Genomic DNA, 18,889 nt, shown 5'->3' with positions numbered 1-18,889 from the left:
GCGTACATCAAAGCAGGAGGAGAAACAGATCCAGCAAATTGGACGGCTGTTCCAGCAGGTGCAATTCACGTAGATGTAGTAGGTGGTGTGATCAACAACATCCAAGAGATTTTAGAATCACCAACCAATCTTACGATTAACACAATAGAAGGAAGTAGAACCTTTACTACAGTAGAAGAATACATACAATATATTTCTCAATATTCAGATGGAAATGTAGTGTACAGAGAGATTGACGATCCAGCCAATGCAGGTCAGAAAATTTGGGTATTCCAATATTGGGATGATGCAACAAATACGTACAAAACGATTAACATCAAGGATTTAGTTGAAGCAGCTGAGACGAATACAACAATTGTTGTGTACAACAACAAACAATACTACTTATCAGAAGCGTACATCAAAGCAGGAGGAGAAACAGATCCAGCAAATTGGACGGCTGTTCCAGCAGGTGTGATTCACATAGATGTAGTAGGTGGTGTGATCAACAACATTCAAGAGATCTTAGAATCACCAACGAATATCACCATTACTACAACAGAAGGTGATAAAACGTTTACCACGGTAGAAGAATACTTACAGTACATTTCTCAATATTCAGATGGAAATGTAGTGTACAGAGAAATCGACGATCCAGCCAATGCGGGTCAGAAAATTTGGGTCTTCCAATATTGGGATGAAGCATCTAATAGCTACAAGACTATTGATATTAAAGATTTAGTTGCGCAGACAGAGACGAAAACACAAATTAAACGCACTGAAGTTTTAGTAGATGGTACATTGCCAACATTTGGAGAAGTACGTACAGCACCAGTAGCGGGAGATGTGAAAAAAGGAGAAATCTTCTATGAGTACAATGCTGAGGGAGGAAATGTAGATTACATCAACATGACGGAAGATATCTTAAACTCAATCAACAACAACGAAGAGATTAAGAATGCAATCACGAATGTATTGAATTTAGGAGGTAACGTTTACTTCGGAGATCACGATAATGATGATAATACTCCTGCTGTATTCTACCAAGTAATTACCAAGCTAGATGGTACTAAAGAGAACAAAGAAATTGAATTACCAGCTTCTTTCTTAGTGAACTTGATTAACAAGTACAAAGATATTGTGAAGCAAGCATTAGGTGATACAATTATTAATGAAGGAGATACGGTGTTTACTGGAAATGTTTACAATGGATATAAAGTGTATTTAGGAAAAGGAGCTACAACAATCCAAGTGTATTCTGCAGTTGCTGCACCTGTGTCGTTCAATACTTTAGCAGGGGATAAACAAATCAGACAAGTATTGGGCATCAAATTACTAAATGCGGCAGGACACATTGTAACGGAGAGTACAACAGATGTTGCTGTAGAGACTGGAACAACAGTGAAATTTAATATTGGTGTAGGTAATCAATATATGATGTTGCCAGCAGGTAATTACGAAGTTGTAGTTGAATATGCATCAAACGAGCAAGTTCAACCCTAATTAAAATTAATCAATAGCAAGATGATGGGGTTTTATTGTAACAGATAAACTCCATCATTTTAAACTTAAACAAAACAATAAGATGAAAAAGATATATTTAGGATTCGTATTTTCAGTATTGAGCACTGTAGGATTTGCTCAAACTAAAGTAGGAGGTACACCAACAATTAATGCGAACGCGATGCTTGAAATCGAAGCTGCAAATAAAGGTCTATTATTGCCAAGATTAGAGTTGGTTAGTACAACAGACTTTGCTCCATTACAAGCGCATGTAGCAGGTATGACGGTTTATAATATCAAAAGACAAAATGATGTAGTACCTGGGTTCTATTATAATGATGGGACAAAATGGCAACAAATGGTAACTTCAGACAATAAAGCAGTGAAGTTTTTCTATATGCCTTCTATTGTTTTTGATACGGGAACACTTGGTGCTGGAAATAAAGACTTGTACCAAGAATATGTAAAACAATTTACATTAGTGGGTAATACAGCGAGTAGTATTGGTGCACCTGCGGTAATTCCACATTTCCCTGAGGCAACTGATTTGTATTACTATGTAACAGATTATGATACAACTGTTTTTTCTGATATTTCCATTACAGCAGATGGGAAAATGACCTATACCGTAATCGGTTCAGGGAATCCATACGCTGTGATGAATATTGTTTTCGTTGTTAAAGAATAAGGAGAGATGAGAATAAACCACAAAATCTTGCTTGGTTTTTTTGCTTTGACAGGAGGTTTAGCGTTTGGACAAACCGTTAATTACGGCGGTTTGTACATTATGCCAAATACAGAAATGGCAACGCTCTTTCCGATGGAAAACAAAAAGGAAGCTTCGGTATTCAACAACGGGACGTTGTATGTGTACCATAACTTGGACAATGATGGGCTGTTCGCTTTTAGAGAAGATGGAAAACTGAAAAATTCAGGTAAAACAATCTTTACTTCTAATCAACAACAAATCATTGGAGGAAGTCAGGGGATTAGTTTCAACAACCTCGAACTGAATAATTCAACTGCTGAAAGTGCTTTTTACTTAAGCAATGATATTTCAGCAAAAGGAGAAGTTGAGTTTATCGATGGCATTGTAACGATGGAAGACAATAAAGGTTCTTTTGCTTTTATGGAAGGAGCCAAAGCGAATAACCCAACGGACCAGAGCCATGTGAATGGAACGGTAGATAAAGTGGGGAAGGACGCTTTTACTTTTCCCATAGGAAATCACGGATACTATCGTCCGGCTCATATTACTGCACCAGAAAATAGTACAGTTTATGTGGGGGAATATAAGTACAAAGACGATGCTTTTTTTCATGATAAAGCAAATACTTCAGGTGTAATCAAAACCTTGAATACAACGGAGTATTGGTATGTAGATAAAGAAACGAAAGACGAGAAGAAAAACAAAGAAGAAAAAAATATCATCCTAGAGTTAAGTTGGGATGATCGTACAACTTCTCCTACTGTACTCGAAAATCCAGAAAAAGATCTACATATTGTTCGTTGGGATGAGGAAAAGAAAATATGGGTAGATGAAGGCGGAATTGTCGATATGAGTACCAATCGTATCATCACTCCAGCAACAATAAAAGGATTGGGATACTTTACATTAGCAACTGTAAAAACAGATTGGTTATTAGAAGGAGATGTCGTAATCTATAACATTGTTACTGCTGACGGTGATGGAGTAAATGATTATTTCCTTATTGATAACATCCAAAGATTTCCAAACAATAGCGTTCAAATCTTCAACAGATGGGGAGCTAAAGTGTTTGAAACGAAAAACTACGATTCAAATGGCAATGTTTTTACAGGCTATTCGAAAGGGAAAATGACCTTAAACGATAGTGAGAAACTACCTTCAGGAACCTATTACTATATTATTGTTTATGAAGTAGAGAAAGACGGCGCATCAAGAACGATTAAGAAAGCAGGGTATTTACATTTAGAAACGAATTAATAGTAAGGATGAATTTTTTAAACAAACTCAAAAAAGTTGGAACAGCCTTAGTATTGATAAGTGCTGCTCAACAAGGTTTCGCACAACAGGAACCTCAGTTTGCACAATACATGTATAACACTTCGGTTTATAACCCTGCGTATGCTGGTACAAGAGAAGTATTAAGTGTATTTGGAAATTATAGAACACAATGGGTAGGATTAGATGGAGCTCCAAAAACAGCGAGTTTTTCGGTAAGTACGCCTATTAGTGATTCTAATGTAGGATTGGGACTCTCTTTTGTCAATGATAAGATTGGTATTATGGACGAAAACAATATTGCTATTGACTTCTCCTACAAAATAAAACTGAACTATACCTATCAATTGGCTTTCGGATTAAAAGCCTCTGCGGATCTTTTGAATGTGGATTATGCAAAAGGACATCCTTTTGATCCTTCAGATATCAATATCCAAGAAAATATCACCAATAAGTTTACACCTAATATTGGTGCGGGGGTATATCTTTATTCTGATCGATCGTATTTAGGGGTATCAGTGCCTAGCTTTTTAGAAACACACCGTTATGATGATAACGAAGTAACAACAATGAAACAACGTATGCAGTTGTATTTAATCGGGGGATATGTATTTGATATCAATCCAGATTTAAAATTCAAACCTGCATTCTTAATGAAAACGGTACAAGGTGCACCTTTACAGATTGACTTAACAGCAAATTTCTTGATTTTTGAGAAGTTAACTGCGGGAGTTGCCTATCGTTGGGATGCTGCTGTTAGTGGATTGGTTGGATTTCAAATCAATGAAACCCTATTTGTAGGGTATTCATATGATGCAGATACTTCCAAATTAAGACATTACAACAGCGGATCACATGAGTTTTTCTTGCGTGCCGATATCTTTAATCGATATACGAGAAAAACATCGCCGCGTTTCTTCTAACCTAAAGATGATAAATTATGCAAAAGAGATTAGTTAAATTACTAGTTTTATCTTCAATCGCGTTGACAACATCAATAGGATGGACACAAGAAAGACGTGAAAATAAAGCAGATCAAAAATTTGAAAAGTACGAGTATATCAATGCTATTGAGATCTATGAAAAGGCAGTCGAAAAGGGATTTAAAAGCGTAAACACGCTGCAAAAACTAGGAGATGCCTACTATTTTAATGGCAAGCTGACAGAGGCGCATAAATGGTATCAAGAACTATTTCAATTCGCGAAAGAGAATCAAGCCTCTATTGATTCGGAATATTACTATCGTTATGCACAAACCTTGCGTGCGATGCAGCAATATGAAGAAGCAGATGCCTATATGACAAAGTTTACGACTTTGGAACAAACGGATTCTCGCGCTCAATTGTTTGAAGCAAACAAGGATCATTACAGAACGGATATTGAGAAACGTTCAAACCGCTATGAAGTAGAAGCTTTGCAAATAAACAGTGAATATTCAGACTATGGAGCAGCGATTTTTAAAGATCAACTGATTTATACGTCTGCACGAGCATCCAAAGATGTTTCGGGTAATAAAGTACACAAATGGACGAATGAAGCCTATACCAGTTTATATGCTTCAAAAATAAAACAGGATGGAACATTTGATGAACCCCATACCTTCTTCAATGGAGATGGAAAAGACATCAACCAATCAACGGCTGTTTTTACCAAGGATGGCAAAACGATGTACTTTACTCAAAATGCAAGTGCAACCAAAGATGAAATCCAACAGAATCGATTTAAAAATGCCCTATTGCAATTGTTCAAATCCACGTTACAAGAAGATGGAACTTGGAGCAAACCTGTAGCATTGACAATTAATGATGCTAAAGCAAATAACGCACACCCTGCGTTAACGCCAGATGATAAATGGTTGTATTTCGTTTCAGATCGCAGTGGGTCTATCGGGCAAAGTGATTTATTTCGTGTAGCCATACAAGAAGATGGAAGCTTTGCGAAAGTGGAAAATGTAGGAAAGCAAATTAACACCGAAGGACGTGAAACTTTTCCGTTTATTTCAAGTGATTTTATGCTCTATTTCTCAACCGATGGTAGACCTGGATTAGGTGGATTGGACATCTTCATGGCGAAAATGAATGTAGATGGATCTTTTGGAACCGTTACAAATATTGGAGAGCCAATGAATAGTCCTGCCGATGATTTTGGGTACTACTTTGATCCTAAAACCAAAAAGGGATTCGTTAGCTCCAATCGAGCTGGTGGAATGGGAGGAGATGACATTTACTTCGTTCAAGAGAAGAAAGAAATTATTTGCAAACAAAGTATTGCTGGTTGGGTGTTTAATGCTTCTACAAGAGAATCGTTAGCGCATGCTAAAATCACTCTATATGATGCTACTTACACGGTGTTGGATAGTATTCACGCAGATGATCAAGGGAAGTTTAATTTAACCGACTTAGATTGTGGTAAAAAATATCGTTTAAAAGCAGAAGCTGCAGGATTCCAAACCAAAGAAATTGCGCAGACAATGGGGTACGAATTAAATGCAGTCGAGCAAGTGGAAATTGGATTAGAACCACTCCAAGAAACGATCACGGAAGATGATGATTTATTCAAGAAATTGAAATTACAACCGATTTATTTTGATTTTGATAAAGCAACCATCCGACCTGATGCAGCAGTAGAATTAGCACAAGTTGTTGAGGTATTAAAAATGTATCCAAACATCAAGATTGACGTTCGTTCGCATACTGATAGCCGTGGAAATGATGCTTATAATATGAAGTTGTCAGACCGTAGAGCAAAATCAACGATGCAATGGATGATTAAACAAGGCATTGATCCAGCGAGAATCTCAGGAAGAGGTTATGGAGAAAGCCAATTAATCAATGGATGTAAAAATGGTGTTCCATGTTCACAAGAACAGCATCAAGAAAACAGAAGAAGTGAGTTTATCATTGTAAAAATGTAAAATTAGTACTGCTATAGACACATTATTTTAATTCCTAAAAAGGCCACTCGGATCGAGTGGCCTTTTGTGTTTGATACAGGCTAAACAAGACCAAAAACAAACAAGAGCTCCTTTTGGGAGCTCTTGTTGTATAGGACTGAAACATTAGGAGGTGGATCTACTAGTGTTATATATGGATTCGAATGGATGACAGGTTGGTAGAAGTACAGTTTGTCTGTAAAGCGAAGGCGATCTTTTGTTTGCGGTTGTTCCAATACCTGTGCAATAAAAAACGTTTCACAGCTGATGTTGGTCGCCTTACAGCTTTTGCTCTTGGTTGCTTTTCCAGTATCTTCTGAAGGAGAAGCTCCCAATTGGTATACATACATATTCGCAATCGGACAGAAAAAAAGCTTGTCCTCACAATTTTGTTGAGTGAAGAAATTGATTTTTTCTACACCTAAAAAAACAAATAGGAGACACAAAAATTGGGCGATATGTCGATTGTACTTCGTCATGAATGAAACAAATATATTTAGTTTTGGGTCATCTTCCTTCCTTTTTAGGGAAAGTTTAGGAGGAAAAAATAGGGAATCACTTTTTTATAAGATGTTATAGAATTGATTACCTTTAATAGATAACTCAAAATAACTATAAAAATAGTAACGATGAAAAAAGGGATAGTACTAGCGATTATGGCCGTTGTATTTGCCTCATGCAAAGACGGTAAAACGCCTCAATCAGATGCTGTGGTACCGCAAGCGCAAACAGAAGCAACCCAAACGGCGAATTTAGACTGGCTTTTGGGAAATTGGAAAAGAACCAATGATGAAGCAGGTCGTTCCACGTTTGAAACTTGGAAAAAAACAAGTGCTTCTCAGTATGATGGAATCGGATATACACTTGCCCAAGGCGATACGTTGAGTAAGGAGTATATGAAAGTAGAACAAGTAAATGGGCAGTGGAGTTTGTTTGTGAAAACCTCAGATGAAGCCGATACAGTCGAATTCAAAGTCTCAGAATTAAAAGAAAACACGTTGCTTTGCGTCAATGAAGCACACGATTTCCCAACGCATATTGCCTATCATTTGGAAGGAGATCAACTAAAAGCAAAAGTTTCAAATAAGGATATGGTGATTGATTTTGTATTTGTGAAAGAGTAGCAGTAATGAAGAAGAAATAGGATCTAAAAAAGATATTCTTTTTAAAGCAATTCCTAACTGTTATATCTAATTGTTTGTGCGGATCCAGAAGAAAAAATAGGTTGTAGCTAAATCCATTTTTAAATAAAAAAACCGCCAATTAATGGCGGTTTTTCGTGATATTCGTTATGGTAAATAACTTAAATATCGAAGTAAAGTGAAGCGTTAGTAAGGCTCTATACTTCAAGTAAAATGAGATTCTTCTTCTAATGCAATACTAGTATTACATGTACTTCATTGTTTAATTTAGTTGCAATAGAAGACTTTTTTGAATCACACTTAGTTTTTAATAACAAGGTAAGCCTAGTCCGTAAGTATCAGCTTCTTCTTGGTCAATGCATTTGTTGTCTAATGCTTGCTTAATCACTTTAACAATAGCTAAACAGTTAGCGTCAGATTGATCTTCATTATACTTGTTATAAGCAGTTTCGTATGCTTTAGTAAGTGCAGCTTCATCGCAGCTTCCACTTCCACTATCATCACTACTACAAGACATAAACATAAATAAAGTAGCTACAATCGAAATTTTTAGAATTTGTTTCATCATTTGGTATATAAGTGTTTTAATTAAATTTAGAGCTATTGTAATTTGAATATCCTAAATTACAGTTGCGTTTTTTGATATAATATATAGGTAGGATTTTACTTTTTGAGCATTTATTTTTACTAGGATTATCAATTTGGATTGTGTTTTAAATTGTTCTCCATGTCAAGATATTCGTTGTCACTTTTTAACTTATAAGCCTTAACACGAGCTGTAACATAAAATTTTTTTCCTTTTTGATCTACCATATAAACTGGATTTAGCACACCGTCTGCCCCCGCTTTTATCGCTGCTTTTTCTGCTTCCATAAAAGCAAGCTCTTTAAGTTGATCTACATTGTATTTCTTGAGTTTTTTCGTGTTAACTACAACACCTTGGTATTGCTGATCCATCATCGTATAATCACTTCTTTTTAATTTTGAATCTACACGCTGTGTTTGTGAGTTAACTCCTGTTGCATAAGGTTGCGTCCCTCCACAAGAATTAAGCATAAGTGATAAAACAAGTAACGATCCAAATAAGTAGGGTTTTTTAACCATTTTGTTTTGAATTTTTAGTTATTTATTAATAGTTGAGTAAGTCGATATTAAATCCATTCTCTGTTTGGAAATTTGCTACAAATGTATAGCCGTGTTAATTATTCTTCTAGGTGAAAATGAAGCAAAAACTTGGCGTTTTTTGCGCATAAAATAGTTGAAAAATAATGCATAAATAGATTAAGTAGTTGATTGTTAGGTTGTTATATTGATTGAAGTAAAGGAGTGTTTTCTTTTTTTAAATCAGAAGATGTACTAGGTTTTAGTTGCTGTTACCTTCTTTTTAGAATGAAGTGATGCTGATTGTTTGAAGCTATAAAGTTGTACGTTTTTCTCTTTTTGGAGCATTCTTCCAAGTCTTTCTTAAAATGTGTTTTCTCTTGATACAGAATTTTATCGTATGAAGGACAGCTTCGGTGAGTAAGAAATAGAGAGATACTATTGATGTAAAACGGGGATGTCATACTGCATTAAAACGTACATGGTATTCTAAAGCGAAAGATAAATAATGAAGTTGTTTTTAATTTTATCATATATTGTATGGTCTTATGTGGTTTTTATTGTGTATAATTTATTTGATAAGTTTTTTTTTAAAAATTTGTTTTGTTAATTTCGCGCATTTTAAAATTCGCCTAATGAACAAGTGCTTTTCTTTCTTACTCCTATTTTTCTTCATTCATTCTACGCTTTTTTCACAATCAGACAAACAGGTGTTAGAAAACAAGATAGATTCCCTAACGAATATTCTTACTAACAAAACCATTACAGATACTTTGGCAGTTAGTCAAATGAATGCACTTGCCCGTCTTTTGGTTCAGGAAAAACAATTTGATCGTGCTTTTAGTTATGCTCAAAAGGCACTAAAATTATCAGAAAAGCTTGATTTTAAAAGAGGAAAAGCAAATACATATCATGTTCTAGGCAAGCTTTACGAAAAACAAGAAAAAGATCTTGAAGCAGTGAAAAATTTCGCTGTGGGTTTAAAAATATATGAAGAAATTGGAGATGAACGAGAGGTTGCCTATTCTTATTACTACATTGGAACGCTTTATGATTATCAAGGAGACTTTCCGGAAGCACTAAAAAACTTATATGCTGGGCTAAAAATATTTGAAAAAATAGGATATAAAAAGGGAATTGGATTGTGCCATAGTGGTATTGGTATTATTAATGGAAATACGGGTAAGCACGAAGAAGCCCTGCAAAATTATACAGTCGCATTAAGAATATGGAAAGAAACTGGGGATGTATTAGGAATCTCAGAGTGTTATAATAACATTGGACTTATTTATGAGTATCAAGGCAAGTATCCCGAAGCATTAGAAAATTATTTTGCCGCTTTAGAAATAAAAAAAGAATTAGGAAATAAACGTGGAGTGGCGGGTGTTTATAACAATATTGGTGCTGTATATCAACGACAAGGTAAATACACGGAGGCTCTGGAGAGTTTTTTGAAATCTTTAAAAGGATTCGAGGAAATTGATGAAAAGGGTGGAATCGCAACCACATACTTGAATTTAGGGATTATAGAATCTAAATTAAATCGACCAGCCTCAGCTAAAGAACAGTATAAGAAAGCTTTATCTATTGCTAAAGCAATAGGACGAAAAGAGCTTATAATGAATATTTACCACAACGCTACTTTGGATGATAGCACTTTGGGGGATTATAAAGATGCATTCGAAAATTATAAACAATATATTGTCTATCGCGATAGCTTGATGAATGAAAACAGTGAAAGGCAAAGCTTGGCGATCGCCATGGAGTACGAGTATGATAAAAAAGAGGCTGTAATCCAAGAGGAACTTAAAACTAAAAAATTACAGCGAAACTTTGCATTGGCAGGTTTAGTTGTAATGGGGCTATTTGTCGTTTTTGCCATTTATCTTTTTAGGTTGAGAAATAAAAAATTGAAATTTGAAAAACAAAACCTAGAATTGCAACGTAGAGAAGTGGAGACCATTAAAGAAACGGAGCAGTTTAAATCTCGATTTTTGGCTAATATTTCACACGAGTTTAGAACACCCCTTACATTAATCAACGGCCATATTGAAGTATTAAAAGAAAATGGACGAAAAGAAGATTTTTCTCATTTTGAGAAAATAGAACAAAACGGAAAAAGGCTGCTTACTTTAATTAATCAATTGCTTGATCTATCTAAAATGGAAAGTGGAGAATATAAACTTCACTATAAAAAAGGAGATGTATTGAAGGAAGCAAGTATGCTAGTGCAATCTTTTCATTCCTATGCAGAACAACACAATATTGTATTAAAACTAAACCAAACCGAACGCGTAAAAGTATCGTTGATAGAAAATCCGTTTATCTATTCTTCTGAAGCATTAACTGTAATTATTACGAATTTACTGTCTAATGCTATTAAATATACTCCTCCTGGAGGAAGCGTAACGGTTGAAATAGATTATAAGGATGATAAACTGTTGATAACGGTTACTGATACAGGTAAAGGAATAGAGACAGAGGACATAGCTAAAATCTTTGATCGATTTTATCAGGTGGATGATTCCGGGAAGAGGGCTTATGCTGGTTTTGGTATTGGGTTAGCTTTAGTAAAAGAGCTCACACTACTACATGGAGGAGATATCATAGTAGAATCTCCATCTGATGGTGGCTGTACTTTTACTTTTTGGATGGATAGTGCAACAACAGAAAATAGAACAAACCTAGCGTTAACTGAGCAAAATATCGTTTTTCCTATAAAAGAGGAATATCCGCTTGAGCGTAAAGAACAGCAAGACACAGCGCTTCCACTAGTACTTATCGTGGAGGATCAACCCGAATTACGTCATTTTATTACTGAGAATCTTGGGAAAGAATACCAGTATGTAGAAGCTGCAAATGGAAGTGAAGGACTAAAATTAGCAGAGGAATTAGTACCAGATTTAATCATTAGTGATGTAATGATGCCTGATACGAATGGGTTTCAATTATGCGAAATATTGAAAAATAACATAGCAACTTCCCATATTCCAATTATATTATTAACTGCAAAAGCGGAGCAGAAAGATATATTGTTGGGCTTGGAAACAGGAGCGGATGATTATCTTGCAAAGCCTTTTTCCTTGGCAGAATTAAAGCTTCGGGTAAGAAATATTCTGAAATTTAAAGCACTACTTCGCGAAAAATTTAAAGGGAATAGTGTACCGTCAGAGGAGACAACCCCTGAATTAAACAAGAAAGAAAGAAAATTTATTGACGATTTAGAATTAGCTGTTCAACAAAACGTTTCTAATGTGCAGTTTGGCGTAAATAGCTTGGCAGAAATGGTATTTCTGTCTGTGAGTCAACTTACTCGAAAATTGAAAACCATAACGGGAAAAACACCTGCTGATTTTATACGTGCGCTTCGTTTTGAAAAAGCGATTCAATTGTTAAAAGAGGGGACAAGTGTAGCAGAAACTTCATGGGCAGTAGGATTTGAAGATCCAGTTTATTTTAGCAAAGTATTTAAAAAACACTTTGGCTTTCCTCCTTCTTCGGTGAAAAAATAAAGGGTCGTGCCTTCTATAGGTATTAGATTTTAAAATGTCAATATTGCACGTACATTTAATAGACGGGAGCGCTAACTTTTTTGTTTCGCTTTCAACTTTTGACTTGATTCAGAATGATTACAACCAATCGTTCACTGTAAACCAAAAAAAAAGACCTAATCTTTCGATTAAGTCTTTTTGCCTTGTAGCGAAGACGGGAGTTGAACCCGTGACCTCAGGGTTATGAATCCTGCGCTCTAACCAACTGAGCTACCTCGCCATATATTGGACTGCATTATTTTGTTAATGCGAGTGCAAATATAGAACAAAATATATAGAATGCAAGGCGCAAAAGCTCGATTTTATGTAGAGTTTTAAATTTTAACATTTATTTTTTACCCCTTTTTAGCTATCCTGTTTGTAATCAATAACTAACATGATTGTATTGCTTTCAGTAAAAAAGTAAGAAAAGTAAAAGGAAAGCTTATACTTTCGGTTTAACCATTTTTCCAACGGTATAATTTAATCCAAAAGCAGAAAGTAAAAAGATCGACCCCATCACGATCCACAAGGTATTGTAACCAAAGTTAGCTGCAATTTTCGTTCCTAAAATAGGAGCAATAATGAATCCAACGGCAAATGTTAATCCATTGACCCCCATATAAGCCCCCTTACTTGAATCATCCGCACGCATAGCAGTAACTGTTGAGGTATATGGAAAAATAAGCATTTCCGAAGCACTTAATAATGTAATAGAAAGGAAAATGGTAAATAAGCTGTGATCCAACAAGAAAACACCAAAAGCTAGGGGAGCAATTAAAGCCCCATAGAAAATCGTTTTCTGCGTGGTTAAATGGCGTTCTGCCATGTGTACTAGTAGCATTTCCGTTAAGAAAATCAACAAACCACTATACCCTAATACAATTCCAATTTCAAACTCATTCAAGCCACCTACTTTTTCATAGAAAATAGGTAAGGTACTAAACAGCTGTAAAAAGGCAATGGAATATAAGGTACAGAAAAAACTGTAGAACAAGAATAGCCCATCTTTATAAGGTGATTTTCGTTTAATACCCGAAGTACCTAAAGTAATATCGGCATCTTCTTCAACTGATACCGTTGGTTTAGGGTTTTCTTTACGCCCTTTAAAGAAGTAGATGAATACAACTGCCGCAAAGAAAGCTGCACCTGCATTGATGTAAAACAATAAGGCATAAGAAATTGCTGCTAACATTCCTCCCATAGCAGGACCAATAGAAAATCCAAGGTTAACCGCCATGCGGTTTAAGGAAAAAGCACGCGTAATATTTTCAGGTCGAGCGTATTTTGTAATAGCAACAGAGTTCGCAGGGCGAAACATTTCACTAATAGTACTTTGAACGAAAATCATTAAAGCTAAACTAATGACAGAAGTAAAGTGAGGCAGTAAAATAAACATCGGAATACTTCCAAGTAAGCTCAAATACTGTAATTTGTAGTTACCGATTTTATCCGTAATCCACCCACCTAACATGGAACCAGTCATCGAACCAAGTCCGTAACAAGCTAAAACATAACCCGTTTGTTCATCTGTAAAATGAAGTTCTTTGGTCATGTAAACACCTAAGAAAGGAAATACCATCGATCCAGCTCTATTGATTAACATAACGATGGCTAACATCCAAGATGCTGAGGATAATCCTCGATAAGAGTCTAGATAAATTTGGTATATTTTTTTCATGACGTGTTTAATCTATAAAATCAGGGTTTGGGTTTTTCTTTCTTGAGTTTTTCAGCTTCTCGCATGGCGTTATAATACGCAGCTCTACTCAATGGTTCATATTCTTCTGTTTCGCCAAGCATAACAATAGCATCACTAGCAGCCTTTCTATAGCTATAATGCGCCAAGTTACCCGTGCGTGTACATACTGCGTGTACTTTGGTGACATATTCAGCAGTCGCCATTAAGGCTGGCATGGGACCAAACGGATTTCCTTTGAAGTCCATATCTAAACCAGCAACGATAACGCGAATACCCGAATTGGCTAATTCATTACAAACATTGACAATTTCATCGTCAAAGAATTGTGCCTCATCAATACCAACCACATCGCAACCACTAGCTAAAAGTCGAATGCTATCTGCTGTGGGTACTGGAGTAGAACGGATTTCATTCGAATCATGTGAAACCACATATTCATCGTGATATCGCGTATCTACAGCAGGTTTAAAAATTTCAACTTTTTGCTTGGCAAATTGGGCTCTTTTTAGTCGGCGAATCAGTTCTTCTGTTTTTCCAGAAAACATTGATCCACAGATTACTTCGATCCAACCAAACTGTTCTTTGTGATTAACAGGAATTTCTAGAAACATTTTGTAATTTTCAGGTCGAAACCAGTAGTTTTTTTGTTACTTTGTGAAGGACAAATTTATCAAAAAAAGCTTGTATAATTTACTAATGAAATTAAAAGTTATGAAGAAAGTCTTAGAGGGAGAGTTGTTGAGCATCGTTCATCGTGTCTTACAGATGAAGGATACTGATGTGGATAAGTTATATGTTGAAGCCAAAGAACTATATGAGAAGCTTCAAATTTTAAAATTTTATCAAGATAACCTAGCATTAGGACTTGTAAACGACATAACTGAAGATCAGTTAGTAGCAAAATTAAGCGCGGTAACACAGGCCGAAACAAGCAAGCAAGAAATTGCGATGATCGCTACTCTAGAAGAAGATGCACGATCTCAAATTCCAGCAGATCTAATCGTAGAAGATTATCCGATCGTAGTGGAAGCTGAGAAAGAAACAGTGGTAGACTTTGATTCACCTACTTTGGTTGAAGAAGAAATCTCAGAAGAAGAGGAAACAAGCCTTGAATTTGAACAAGAAGAAGTAGCCAATGAAATTGAAGATGAGCAAGAGGAGGAGGCAGAGCAAGACGAAGTAGCAAATGAAACGGAAGAAGAGCAAGAGGAAAAAGAATTTGCAGCTCTTGTCGAAGAAGAGGTAGAGGAAGAACTAGAAGAGGAACAAGAGGAAGAGGAGCTAGAAGAAGAAGAGGAAGAATGGACGGAAGAGGATGGAACAGAAGTATTGGAGGAAGAAGAATTAGCGGATCAAGTGGTGGCTGAAACGACTGTAAACGAAGAAACATTCGAATTCCAAGAGGAAAAAACAGAAGAAGTATTCGCTCCTTTAACTGGCGATCAAAGAGAAGATAATCCGTTTGAAGGATTTGATTTCGGAGAGATTGAGTTTATTCGAGTAGAAGATTTAGCAAAGGAAGATACGATTCTCGTAGATGACAGTAGGTTTGAACGAGTAGGAGAACAAACAGCTCCAGTAGAAGAAAATCAATCGACAGAGAACTTTTTCGCTCAACAAAAAGAAGAGCAAGTAAAAGAACAAGAGAAAAAGGAAGAAGACAAGGTTGAACATCAACAAAATATGTTGTTCAATTTAGATCAAGTATCAGTAAGAGAACCTCGTATTGTAAAAAAATCAATCAATGACATCTATCGTGGTACGATTGTAGTAGGATTAAATGATCGCATTGCTTTTGAAAAACACTTGTTTGCCAATAGTTCGGAAGACTTCAATCGCGTATTGTCGCAGTTAAATACGGTAAGCACTTATGATGAAGCAAGAAGTTTTGTGGAGCACTTGGTGAAACCAGAATACAATAATTGGGAAGGTAAAGAAGAATATGCTGAGCGTTTTATGGCGTTAATTGAAAAGCGTTTCGAATAAGATTATGGGGAAATTATATGTTGTACCAACACCGATTGGCAACTTAGAAGATATGACGTTTCGCGCCCTTAAGGTGTTGAAAGAAGTCGATTATATTTTAGCAGAAGATACAAGAAACAGTGGAAAGCTGTTGAAACATTTTGAGGTGAATACACCGATGATGAGTCACCACATGCACAATGAACACAAAACGGTAGAAGGTTTAGTGAGACGCATGCAAACAGGTGAAACATTTGCGTTGATTTCTGATGCAGGAACACCTGCTATATCCGATCCAGGTTTTCTATTGACTAGAGCCTGTATTGAAAATCAGATTGAAGTAGAGTGTTTGCCAGGGGCAACGGCCTTTGTACCTGCCTTGGTGAATAGCGGTCTACCAAATGATAAATTCGTGTTTGAAGGCTTTTTACCAGATAAAAAAGGACGTCAAACCCGCTATCTACAATTAGCAGAAGAAACGAGAACGATGATTATCTACGTTTCACCCCATAAATTAGTCAAGACATTAGGTGAATTTCAAACCTATTTTGGCGAAGATCGCGTGATTTCAGTCTCTAGAGAACTGTCTAAATTACACGAAGAAACCGTAAGAGGAACGGTCGTAGAAGTGCTCAAACACTTCGAAGAGAAACCACCTAAAGGGGAAATTGTCGTTGTAGTAGCAGGAAAAAAATAGAAAAAGGAGCTGTGTTGGTATGCACAGCTCCTTTTGTCTTTTACAAACACCACAAATAAGTGAATAGCTGCCAATTTCCGTTTTTGATGAAAATAGGCTTAAAAACTACTTGTAGTAAGCAAATTATTGAAGAAATTACTGATTTTAGGAGTGTTAATTATTAACGTTTTAAAAGGATTAATCCTTGTTTTTTTTTGATACATTTGATAAAAACGAGAATATATCATGTCACATAAAGTTACAACTACTTGGTTAGAGAATATGCAATTTGAGTCCACGAATCCAAGTGGAGGGACCATGCAAATTGATGCTGGACCAGAAAATGGAGGAGATAATAAAGGTTTTAGACCTAAAGCCTTGATGTTATCTGCTTTGGCAGGATGTTCAGGATTAGACGTTGCTTCTTTAATCAAAAAAATGAGATTGGAAGTTGCCAATTTTACAATCGAAACAGAAGGACTATTGACCGATGAAGATCCGGCGGTTTATCATACGGTAATCGTCGATTATCACTTTTATGGGAATAATCTGGATGAAGCAAAATTGAAGAAAGCAGTTGATTTATCTGTAGAAAAATATTGTGGTGTAATGCATATGTTTACGCAGTTTGCGAAAGTTGAAACGAATATTCATTACCATAAACAACAATAATGCGGTGGACTTTAAAAAAGGTAAAAGATCAAAAAAGTGTTAATCATCTAGTTCAAGTATTGGGAATTGATTCCGTTTTAGCTCAACTACTCGTTGACCGTGGAATTACAACCTATGAACAAGCAAAGAGTTTCTTTCGTCCTTCTTTGGATGAATTGCATGATCCTTATTTAATGAAAGATATGGATAAGGCAGTCAAAAGAATTGAAGAAGCGATTGATAGAAAAGAAAATATTCTGGTTTTTGGCGATTATGATGTAGATGGAACCACAGCAGTAGCTTTGGTCTATTCGTATCTTCAATCGTATTATCCACAAGTAGATCGCTACATTCCAGACCGATACAAAGAAGGGTATGGGGTATCCTATCAAGGAATTGATTATGCAGCAGATAATGATATCAAATTAATCATTGCGCTGGATTGTGGAATTAAATCCGTTGAACACGTAGCGTACGCGAAGGAAAAAGGAGTAGATTTTGTGATTTGCGATCACCACTTACCAGGAAATCAAATTCCCGATGCAGTAGCGGTATTGGATCCCAAACAAAGTGATTGTTCCTATCCTTATAATGAATTATGTGGTTGTGGTGTTGGTTTTAAGTTGGTGCAAGCTTTAGCAGCAAATCGCAATCAAACCATCGCAGATTTAATGCCTTATCTGGATTTGGTTGTTACGGCAATTGGAGCAGATATTGTCCCAATCACGGGAGAAAATAGAATTTTAGCCTATTTTGGATTAGAGGTTTTAAATAGCAATCCAAGACCAGGAATAAAGGCATTGCTGAATGTATACAAGCAAAGTAGCTATACAGTAAGCGATATTGTTTTCAAAGTTGCACCGAAAATTAATGCAGCAGGAAGAATACAACATGGTAATTATGCCGTAGATTTACTGACGCGTTTCTCAATGAGCGAAGCAGAAGAAACGGCCGAAATGATTATTGCCTTTAATGAAGAAAGAAAAGTATTAGATCAAAATATAACAGAAGAAGCCAAAGATCAGATTGTAGAAAATAGGGAGATTAACAACAAATCGACAGTGGTTTTTCATCAATCTTGGCATAAGGGCGTGATTGGTATTGTAGCCTCTCGTCTGATTGAAACATATTATCGACCGACAATTGTGTTTACAGCAAGTGGAGATGTGTTAGCCGCTTCAGCACGTTCAGTGAAGAATTTCGATTTATATGCTGCTTTAGAAGCGTGTTCTGACGAGTTGATTCAATTTGGAGGACATATGTATGCCGCTGGAATGACGTGTAAAAAGGAAAATTACGTCAACTTTAAAGCAAAATTTGAAGCAATAGTGGCCAATACGATTCAAGAACGTGATCTGATACCAGAAGTTGAAATTGATGCTATATTGAATTTTGCTGAAATTACACCCAAGTTCTGTCGGATCCTAAAGCAATTTGAACCTTTTGGTCCAGAGAATATGAGTCCTGTTTTCTTGACCAAAAACGTCTACGATACAGGATATGCAAGAGGGTTAGGAGCAAATCAAGAACACCTGAAGATGTATGTCAGACAACGTGGACATTTAGACAAAGGATTCAGTGCGATAGGCTTCTCCTTTGGGAAGTATTTAGACGAGATTCAGAATCGTGCGTTTTTCGATTTAGTGTACTCTATTGAAGAGAATGAATGGAAAGGCGAGGTTAGTAATCAGTTGCAAATTAAGGACATGCAATTAGTATAAAAA

The 18,889-nt window shown here is 36.1% G+C and carries 15 protein-coding genes, 1 tRNA gene and 1 pseudogene; 11 read left to right on the top strand and 6 right to left on the bottom strand.

What is annotated here, in order from left to right:
- The 5 genes and pseudogenes from AWV75_RS18845 to AWV75_RS03175 form a co-directional block, all read left to right on the top strand.
- A pseudogene (locus tag AWV75_RS18845) lies at positions 1-1,482 on the top strand (hypothetical protein); the annotation flags it as partial.
- 82 nt (positions 1,483-1,564) lie between these two features.
- Positions 1,565-2,170, top strand: coding sequence for a hypothetical protein (locus tag AWV75_RS03190; RefSeq protein WP_060872974.1), 606 nt, complete (start codon positions 1,565-1,567; stop codon positions 2,168-2,170).
- A gap of 6 nt (positions 2,171-2,176) precedes the next feature.
- Positions 2,177-3,448: a gliding motility-associated C-terminal domain-containing protein gene (locus AWV75_RS03185; protein ID WP_060872973.1), complete on the top strand. Its 1,272-nt coding sequence runs from the start codon at positions 2,177-2,179 to the stop codon at positions 3,446-3,448.
- Between the two features lie 8 nt (positions 3,449-3,456).
- A complete protein-coding gene (locus tag AWV75_RS03180; protein WP_060872972.1) occupies positions 3,457-4,389 on the top strand; it encodes a PorP/SprF family type IX secretion system membrane protein in 933 nt (310 codons plus the stop codon).
- 17 nt (positions 4,390-4,406) lie between these two features.
- Entirely contained in the window at positions 4,407-6,380 is a 1,974-nt protein-coding gene (locus AWV75_RS03175; protein ID WP_060872971.1) for an OmpA family protein, read from the top strand.
- Between the two features lie 80 nt (positions 6,381-6,460).
- Here the strand turns inward: AWV75_RS03175 and AWV75_RS03170 are convergent, their stop codons facing one another.
- Positions 6,461-6,877, bottom strand: coding sequence for a hypothetical protein (locus tag AWV75_RS03170; protein ID WP_060872970.1), 417 nt, complete (start codon positions 6,875-6,877; stop codon positions 6,461-6,463).
- Positions 6,878-7,027: 150 nt separating this feature from the next.
- Here AWV75_RS03170 and AWV75_RS03165 point away from each other — a divergent pair, with 150 nt between their 5' ends.
- Complete coding sequence (locus AWV75_RS03165) at positions 7,028-7,522, top strand: DUF6265 family protein (protein ID WP_060872969.1); 495 nt, start codon at positions 7,028-7,030, stop codon at positions 7,520-7,522.
- Between the two features lie 325 nt (positions 7,523-7,847).
- On the opposite strand, the gene AWV75_RS03160 is transcribed toward AWV75_RS03165, so the two are convergent.
- Positions 7,848-8,108: a hypothetical protein gene (locus tag AWV75_RS03160; protein WP_156424166.1), complete on the bottom strand. Its 261-nt coding sequence runs from the start codon at positions 8,106-8,108 to the stop codon at positions 7,848-7,850.
- Between the two features lie 128 nt (positions 8,109-8,236).
- Positions 8,237-8,644, bottom strand: coding sequence for a hypothetical protein (locus AWV75_RS03155; protein ID WP_147279647.1), 408 nt, complete (start codon positions 8,642-8,644; stop codon positions 8,237-8,239).
- Between the two features lie 632 nt (positions 8,645-9,276).
- On the opposite strand from AWV75_RS03155, the gene AWV75_RS03150 reads away from it, so the two are divergent.
- On the top strand, positions 9,277-12,153 hold the full coding sequence (locus AWV75_RS03150; protein ID WP_060872966.1) for a tetratricopeptide repeat protein: 2,877 nt from the start codon (positions 9,277-9,279) through the stop codon (positions 12,151-12,153).
- Between the two features lie 185 nt (positions 12,154-12,338).
- Here the strand turns inward: AWV75_RS03150 and AWV75_RS03145 are convergent.
- The 3 genes from AWV75_RS03145 to AWV75_RS03135 form a co-directional block, all read right to left on the bottom strand.
- Positions 12,339-12,412, bottom strand: a tRNA-Met gene (locus tag AWV75_RS03145).
- 204 nt (positions 12,413-12,616) lie between these two features.
- Positions 12,617-13,852, bottom strand: coding sequence for an MFS transporter (locus tag AWV75_RS03140; RefSeq protein ID WP_060872965.1), 1,236 nt, complete (start codon positions 13,850-13,852; stop codon positions 12,617-12,619).
- 20 nt (positions 13,853-13,872) lie between these two features.
- Positions 13,873-14,484: a thymidine kinase gene (locus tag AWV75_RS03135; protein WP_002989122.1), complete on the bottom strand. Its 612-nt coding sequence runs from the start codon at positions 14,482-14,484 to the stop codon at positions 13,873-13,875.
- Positions 14,485-14,584: 100 nt separating this feature from the next.
- Here AWV75_RS03135 and AWV75_RS03130 point away from each other — a divergent pair, with 100 nt between their 5' ends.
- The 4 genes from AWV75_RS03130 (at position 14,585) to recJ (ending at position 18,886) form a co-directional block, all read left to right on the top strand.
- Positions 14,585-15,859 carry a hypothetical protein gene (locus tag AWV75_RS03130; protein WP_231737957.1) on the top strand — a complete coding sequence of 425 codons (1,275 nt, stop codon included), beginning with the start codon at positions 14,585-14,587 and terminating at the stop codon, positions 15,857-15,859.
- A 4-nt stretch (positions 15,860-15,863) separates the two neighbouring features.
- On the top strand, positions 15,864-16,535 hold the full coding sequence (gene rsmI / locus AWV75_RS03125; protein ID WP_002989126.1) for a 16S rRNA (cytidine(1402)-2'-O)-methyltransferase: 672 nt from the start codon (positions 15,864-15,866) through the stop codon (positions 16,533-16,535).
- A 225-nt stretch (positions 16,536-16,760) separates the two neighbouring features.
- The gene (locus tag AWV75_RS03120; protein ID WP_060872963.1) at positions 16,761-17,186 is read left to right on the top strand and encodes an OsmC family protein; all 426 of its coding nucleotides are present in this window, start codon (positions 16,761-16,763) and stop codon (positions 17,184-17,186) included.
- Complete coding sequence (gene recJ, locus AWV75_RS03115; protein ID WP_060872962.1) at positions 17,186-18,886, top strand: single-stranded-DNA-specific exonuclease RecJ; 1,701 nt, start codon at positions 17,186-17,188, stop codon at positions 18,884-18,886. The genes AWV75_RS03120 and recJ overlap by 1 nt, the downstream gene beginning before the upstream one ends.
- Positions 18,887-18,889 lie beyond the last annotated feature (3 nt).

Origin of the sequence: Myroides odoratus, assembly GCF_001549985.1 — a bacterium.
Classification (GTDB): Bacteria; Bacteroidota; Bacteroidia; order Flavobacteriales; family Flavobacteriaceae; genus Flavobacterium; species Flavobacterium odoratum_A.
This window is presented reverse-complemented; position numbering and strand designations above follow the sequence as displayed.

Bases quoted from the DNA above. Each gene is read 5' to 3' on its own strand.
- AWV75_RS03190 (WP_060872974.1), top strand. From the start codon at position 1,565: ATGAAAAAGATATATTTAGGATTCGTATTTTCAGTATTGAGCACTGTA.
- AWV75_RS03185 (WP_060872973.1), top strand. From the start codon at position 2,177: ATGAGAATAAACCACAAAATCTTGCTTGGTTTTTTTGCTTTGACAGGA.
- AWV75_RS03180 (WP_060872972.1), top strand. From the start codon at position 3,457: ATGAATTTTTTAAACAAACTCAAAAAAGTTGGAACAGCCTTAGTATTG.
- AWV75_RS03175 (WP_060872971.1), top strand. From the start codon at position 4,407: ATGCAAAAGAGATTAGTTAAATTACTAGTTTTATCTTCAATCGCGTTG.
- AWV75_RS03170 (WP_060872970.1), bottom strand. From the start codon at position 6,877: ATGACGAAGTACAATCGACATATCGCCCAATTTTTGTGTCTCCTATTT.
- AWV75_RS03165 (WP_060872969.1), top strand. From the start codon at position 7,028: ATGAAAAAAGGGATAGTACTAGCGATTATGGCCGTTGTATTTGCCTCA.
- AWV75_RS03160 (WP_156424166.1), bottom strand. From the start codon at position 8,108: ATGATGAAACAAATTCTAAAAATTTCGATTGTAGCTACTTTATTTATG.
- AWV75_RS03155 (WP_147279647.1), bottom strand. From the start codon at position 8,644: ATGGTTAAAAAACCCTACTTATTTGGATCGTTACTTGTTTTATCACTT.
- AWV75_RS03150 (WP_060872966.1), top strand. From the start codon at position 9,277: ATGAACAAGTGCTTTTCTTTCTTACTCCTATTTTTCTTCATTCATTCT.
- AWV75_RS03140 (WP_060872965.1), bottom strand. From the start codon at position 13,852: ATGAAAAAAATATACCAAATTTATCTAGACTCTTATCGAGGATTATCC.
- AWV75_RS03135 (WP_002989122.1), bottom strand. From the start codon at position 14,484: ATGTTTCTAGAAATTCCTGTTAATCACAAAGAACAGTTTGGTTGGATC.
- AWV75_RS03130 (WP_231737957.1), top strand. From the start codon at position 14,585: ATGAAGAAAGTCTTAGAGGGAGAGTTGTTGAGCATCGTTCATCGTGTC.
- rsmI (WP_002989126.1), top strand. From the start codon at position 15,864: ATGGGGAAATTATATGTTGTACCAACACCGATTGGCAACTTAGAAGAT.
- AWV75_RS03120 (WP_060872963.1), top strand. From the start codon at position 16,761: ATGTCACATAAAGTTACAACTACTTGGTTAGAGAATATGCAATTTGAG.
- recJ (WP_060872962.1), top strand. From the start codon at position 17,186: ATGCGGTGGACTTTAAAAAAGGTAAAAGATCAAAAAAGTGTTAATCAT.